4 protein-coding genes and 1 tRNA gene are annotated in these 5318 nt (G+C 32.6%); 3 read left to right on the top strand and 2 right to left on the bottom strand.

Annotation, left to right across the window (positions count from 1 at the left end; all coding sequences use genetic code 11):
• Positions 1–686: 686 nt before the first annotated feature.
• Positions 687–759 (bottom strand) — tRNA-Ala (locus BN1242_RS01995).
• 193 nt (positions 760–952) lie between these two features.
• Here BN1242_RS01995 and BN1242_RS01990 point away from each other — a divergent pair.
• A complete protein-coding gene (locus BN1242_RS01990; protein ID WP_158661036.1) occupies positions 953–1219 on the top strand; it encodes a hypothetical protein in 267 nt (88 codons plus the stop codon).
• 634 nt (positions 1220–1853) lie between these two features.
• Positions 1854–2543 (top strand): N-acetylmuramoyl-L-alanine amidase, encoded by a 690-nt coding sequence (locus BN1242_RS01985; protein WP_062350577.1) that lies wholly within the window; start codon positions 1854–1856, stop codon positions 2541–2543.
• Positions 2544–2713: 170 nt separating this feature from the next.
• Here BN1242_RS01985 and BN1242_RS01980 read toward each other — a convergent pair whose 3' ends face one another.
• Complete coding sequence (locus BN1242_RS01980) at positions 2714–3415, bottom strand: MgtC/SapB family protein (protein WP_062350575.1); 702 nt, start codon at positions 3413–3415, stop codon at positions 2714–2716.
• Between the two features lie 264 nt (positions 3416–3679).
• Between BN1242_RS01980 and BN1242_RS01975 the strand changes: the two genes are divergently transcribed.
• Entirely contained in the window at positions 3680–4564 is an 885-nt protein-coding gene (locus tag BN1242_RS01975; RefSeq protein ID WP_062350572.1) for a DMT family transporter, read from the top strand.
• The last annotated feature ends 754 nt before the right edge of the window (positions 4565–5318 follow it).

The raw sequence follows: 5318 nt of genomic DNA, 5'->3' as shown, positions 1-5318 counted from the left end.
ACAACTCAATAAATAATATTAAGGGATTCAAAGAAAATACTTGATTAAATATATAAATCGAGATATTAACGCAGGAAAAAATCTAAAAAATGAAGCCATAAGACTTCTAACCGTTGGAATGACGGGGCTCGCCTAATCAATAACTAGCCGATAGGCTGGTGTTCTTAGGAATCTCCCACTTCAATCAGCTCGCAAGAGCGATAAGTGGTGAGAGGTTCAACTGAAGGTGATTACGTGTTACATCAAACGAGATAATCAAAACTACAAGTTCATTAAAGACATTGTAATTAAAAAACAAAGGTGCAAATAAAGGATTGAAAGAATTATTAAAGTAATATTTATCAAATAGTTATTGAATTTGTGCAAGTACTATCAAAAATGGAAATAAATTACAAGGTTGATTGTAAAAGTTCCGATCTTGGAAATCCAAAAAATATTTTAACATATGTTGTTTCGTTTTGAATCCTGATAAAATATATTTCTTATCCTCTCTGAAACTTTGTAAAAATTCAGTTAGAGAAATTTAAATGAGTCTTGATTTATCAAGCTTTTCGGGGAAATATTTATGAAATAAATAAAATAAATTTAATTAAAATATGTTCATAGTTTGTGCAGATTAGAGGTAAAAAATATTATTTCTTTCGCGCTAAAAAATAAAAACCCTTGTCACACAAGGGTTTTAGTGATGGAGCATAGCGGGCTCGAACCGCTGACCTCTACACTGCCAGTGTAGCGCTCTCCCAGCTGAGCTAATGCCCCGCAAATTCTCAACATATTTGATTATAACAGCTTTAATATATTTTTCAAGCGGATAATAATTTCTTTTGTCTTGTTCCTTCAAACGCTTCCAAACTGCCACTTTTCCCAAAAACTTCTTTATTTATAATTGAAGGCTATTTTTTTGTTTCCATTAAAAAAATATGTTTTACTAATGACAAAGGGGATGATTTTGGTGTTAGGGGTATTAATGGCAATTATTCTTATTATAACAATTATAGGTTTTATCATGACATTATTAGTCATTAGAGACGTCAATGGGCAAATAAAAAAATATGAATCTTCAGGGGATACGTTACAAAATGAAGTGGCAAGATCCCACGATTATGAAACAAGTTCATTAAAAACAAGTGTTAAGTCATTATCATGGATAAACATAATACTTTGGATAGTAATTATTATTATTGCACTAGCATTCGTATTGTTTGGCAAATATTTATAAAAACCTCGTGAGTTTGTCCATTAATCCACTGTCGAATGAAACAATGAATTGACGGTTTCAAAGATGTGGCTACAATTATTCTTGTCCAAAAGATGGGACTACTATTATTTGGAGAGAAAAAATGCCTCCGAATTTAGTGAGTGCTTAACATATGAACAACCATTACAGATTAGGTGCGAAGTCTTTAGAAGAAAATAGAATTTGGTTTGACTCTACGAAAAAGTCATAACCGAAGAAGATTACTCTAAAGTTGCAGAAGGCGTATTAAATCATTTATAATATCGGATCCAAAATGGATTTCATCTCTAATAAGCTATATCTGCATAGATGGAAGTTCCTGATATATCGGAACCTCCATTTTTTTATCAATAGATCATATTATAGTTTACAGAGCCAATAATTATAAAACCGAAGAATGTTGAACTAGCAGCATTTTTACGTTTTTCCCCCAACTAATCAACTAATTTTAGGAAAGCCCCATTTTTTCCTTTCCGTAAAAGTAATTATCAGCCCCTTTCATTAAATATATATATAACAGAATGGAGGGGGAAATAAATCTTAGAAAAGTTTTCCAATAGGTAAAAATAGAGTCAATCGATTCTGCTCGTGAATAAATATAATTGAGGTGATAACTATGGTAAAGATTTTTATTGATCCTGGCCACGGCGGTTCCGATCCCGGAGCAACTGGAAATGGTTTGCAAGAAAAAAATATAACCTTACAAATCGCTCAGCGAATTCGCGATATGTTAACATCAGAATATGAAAATGTTTCTGTGAAAATGAGCAGAACGGGAGACCAAACCGTTAGTCTGAACGAAAGAACAAAAGCTGCAAATGACTGGAATGCAGATTTTTATTTATCTATCCATATTAATGCTGGCGGAGGAACCGGCTTTGAAAGTTATGTCCACCCACAATCCCCTCAACGTACTAAAAATTTACAAAATACTATTCATGACGAGATAATGAAACAAGTTGATTTTAGAAATAGAGGAAAAAAACAAGCGAATTTTCATGTCTTAAGAGAGACTGTTATGGATGCGATGTTAACGGAAAATGGCTTTATTGACAATTCAGCAGATGCAAATAAATTAAAGAAATCGAGTTTCATTGATAACTTAGCCCGTGGACATGTCAATGGGCTAGCTAAATCACTAAATTTAAAGAAAAAATCATCTCCACCACCGCAAGATCCACCAAAAAACAATCCAGGTCAACTATATAAAGTTCAAATTGGTGCATTTCGTGACGAAGAAAATGCCAAACAACTTGCTGATCGAGCAAAAAAAGCCGGTTTTGATGTGTATATCGTTAAAGAATAAAAAGAAATAGGTTGTAAGATTAAGTAGTTCAAGTTTTGGAGGACAATAATAATGAAACATACAAAAGGGTATACAAATTCGCAAATGAATTCGTATACCCTCTTTTATTATGGATCTTCTGGAATCCTTTGTTGGTTTCTCAACCCGTTGTTCTTCGCACAGGGCGGAGTTTAGGCAAGTTTTTCTATTTCTACTTTACAAACCCCTTCCAGACTAGAAACAAATTGATACACGTCCGTTATCTTTTGCCTAAAATTGACACCTATTTTAAGTTGTATTAAATGCCCGCCTTCTTTTAGGTCGCGAATTTTTATGCTGTTAATTGAGAATTTTTTTCCTTCAATTTCCTCTATTATTTTTTCGATGAATATATTATCGGAGACATATAGCTCAAGGGCTAAATCTTTTTCTCTTAATTGTTTTGGACCGATTAAATTCATAATAAAGGGAATGAACTCAACACTTATCATTAATAGAATTACTCCTGCAATGGCTTCAAAATAAAACCCCGCCCCTACAGCAATACCAATTCCTGCAGCACCCCAAATAATTGCGGCAGTCGTTAGTCCGGATATACTATTATTTCCTCTCCGTAAAATAACTCCAGCTCCTAAAAACCCTACCCCCGATACGATTTGGGCGGCTAAACGAAGAGGATCCATCGTTATATTAACCCCATAAACTGACGATTCGGCTTTATATGCTGATTGGATAGAAACAATTGTTAATAAACAAGAAACAATTGAAATTACTAAACAAGTCTTTAGACCAACTGGTTTTCTTTTAATCTCCCGTTCCAATCCAATAATCATGCCAAGCAGGGCAGAAACCCCTAATTTAATTAAAATCTCCATCTCAATGTAATCTAACATTGTTTATCTCCTTTTAAAAATGTTATTTGCATAATAAATCACCGTATTAACTAGTAGTCCCTTCCAAGTAAATAAAAAATTTAAGAAAAATCTATAGATGTAATCTTAATGCTGGATACATGGCAATATTAATGTCGGAAAAGATTCTAAACATAGATAAGAAAACAAACAAACTATATAATAGATAAATCAGTAACAAATAATAATCACCAAGTATTATTATAAATATTAATCAAAAAAAATTATATGAATAAGGGAGTAAAAATGGAAAAACCGCCTATTAACCCATATATTTTAATTTTTATTGGAGTAATTTCTGTGTCCACATCTGCTATATTCGTGAAGTTATCATCAGCACCAGCAGGAGTAATCGCATTTTATCGACTATTTTTATCCGCACTTATGCTTTTGCCTTTTTTTCTAACTAAACATCGAAAGGAACTAAAAAGTATTTCAAGTAAAGATTACATATTAATGACTGTAGCTGGTATCTTTTTGGCATTTCACTTTATATTATGGTTCGAATCACTTCATTACACTTCTGTGGCAAGTTCCACTGTATTAGTAACATTACAACCGCTATTCGCGTTTATCGGAACTTATATAATTTATAAAGAAAAAATAACCGCAAAAATGATTATTAGCGGAATTGTTGCTATTACGGGAAGTGTTATTATAAGTTGGGGAGATTTCAATGTAAGTAAAATTGCTTTATGGGGAGACATACTCGCCTTAGTTGCTTGTGCCCTCATTACAGGTTATTTACTTTTTGGACAAACCGTTCGAAAAAGGGTCACATTAGTGACATATACTTTCCTAGTCTATCTTATTAGTGCAATAACATTATTTTTCTATGTGATCGTGAATAATGAAACACTTTTTCCGTATCCTAGTATCGAATGGCTATATTTTTTCCTTTTAGCTCTTTTACCGACATTATTAGGACATTCTCTTTTCAATTGGAGCCTCAAGTGGATTAGTACTAATGCTATATCGATGGCCATTTTATTTGAACCTGTCGGAGCAACTATCTTGGCATATTATTTTTTAGAAGAAAAAATTGTATGGACGCAAATCATTGGTGGTACTATCGTGTTATTTGGCTTAACTATATTTTTATCTAAGAGAAAAAACACTTCAGTTGATTAAAGTATCGTTTTTCGGAAATACCCTAAGTAGTAGTGTACTTATAAAAATGCTTTCGAACTTAGATTTATTTTTCTTCAGATAGATTCAAGTGAATCCACTCGTTTATAATAGAAGAAAGCAAAAATTGCACGACTCGTAAGAAAGGGTCGCCTTCTTAAGTACGGGTCGATGATTCATTAGAAATGAATGCGAGCAAAGTCCAAAAACCCAGCAATCTGCTGTAATGTGTGCTTGATCTTGTTATGTCTGTGTCGGCCTAAGTATAGGTGACTGTCCAGAGAAGTATGAATTGAAACATCAAGAAATTAGTAAGGACGGCGAAGAATGAACGATGAAAAAAGGCTAATGATTATTTGAAATCTTTTCTACAAGAAAATGTTAATACTTGGTGATTTTATATTGCTAACTTGTACATACAGTGATATATTAGATGATAGGTTAAGCATTTCATGCAAACTATCCAAATTAAAATAATAATTTTTTAAAGAAAAGTGTTGACTTAAAATAAAAAACTTGTTATGATAAATTTCGTCGTTACGAGTTACTGAGAAAAATAAAATAAAAAAACTTGTTGACACGAATAACTAAATTTGATATTATATAAAAGTCGCTTCAAGATAACGACTTAAATTGAACCTTGAAAACTGAACAAGACAAAGCGTTAAACATGCTAGTATTTTAAATGAGCAAATCAAACTTTTTTGGAGAGTTTGATCCTGGCTCAGGACGAACGCTGGCGGCGTGCCTAATACAT

The sequence above is a fragment of the Bacillus kwashiorkori genome, assembly GCF_001375515.1.
Lineage (GTDB): Bacteria > Bacillota > Bacilli > Bacillales > Caldibacillaceae > Bacillus_BK > Bacillus_BK kwashiorkori.
The sequence above is the reverse complement of the archived record's forward strand: the minus strand, read 5'-3'. Positions and strand labels throughout refer to the sequence as shown.

What these genes read in the sequence shown, in the direction of transcription:
- BN1242_RS01985 (WP_062350577.1), top strand. Translation starts at nt 1,854, where the DNA reads ATGGTAAAGATTTTTATTGATCCTGGCCACGGCGGTTCCGATCCCGGA.
- BN1242_RS01980 (WP_062350575.1), bottom strand. Translation starts at nt 3,415, where the DNA reads ATGTTAGATTACATTGAGATGGAGATTTTAATTAAATTAGGGGTTTCT.
- BN1242_RS01975 (WP_062350572.1), top strand. Translation starts at nt 3,680, where the DNA reads ATGGAAAAACCGCCTATTAACCCATATATTTTAATTTTTATTGGAGTA.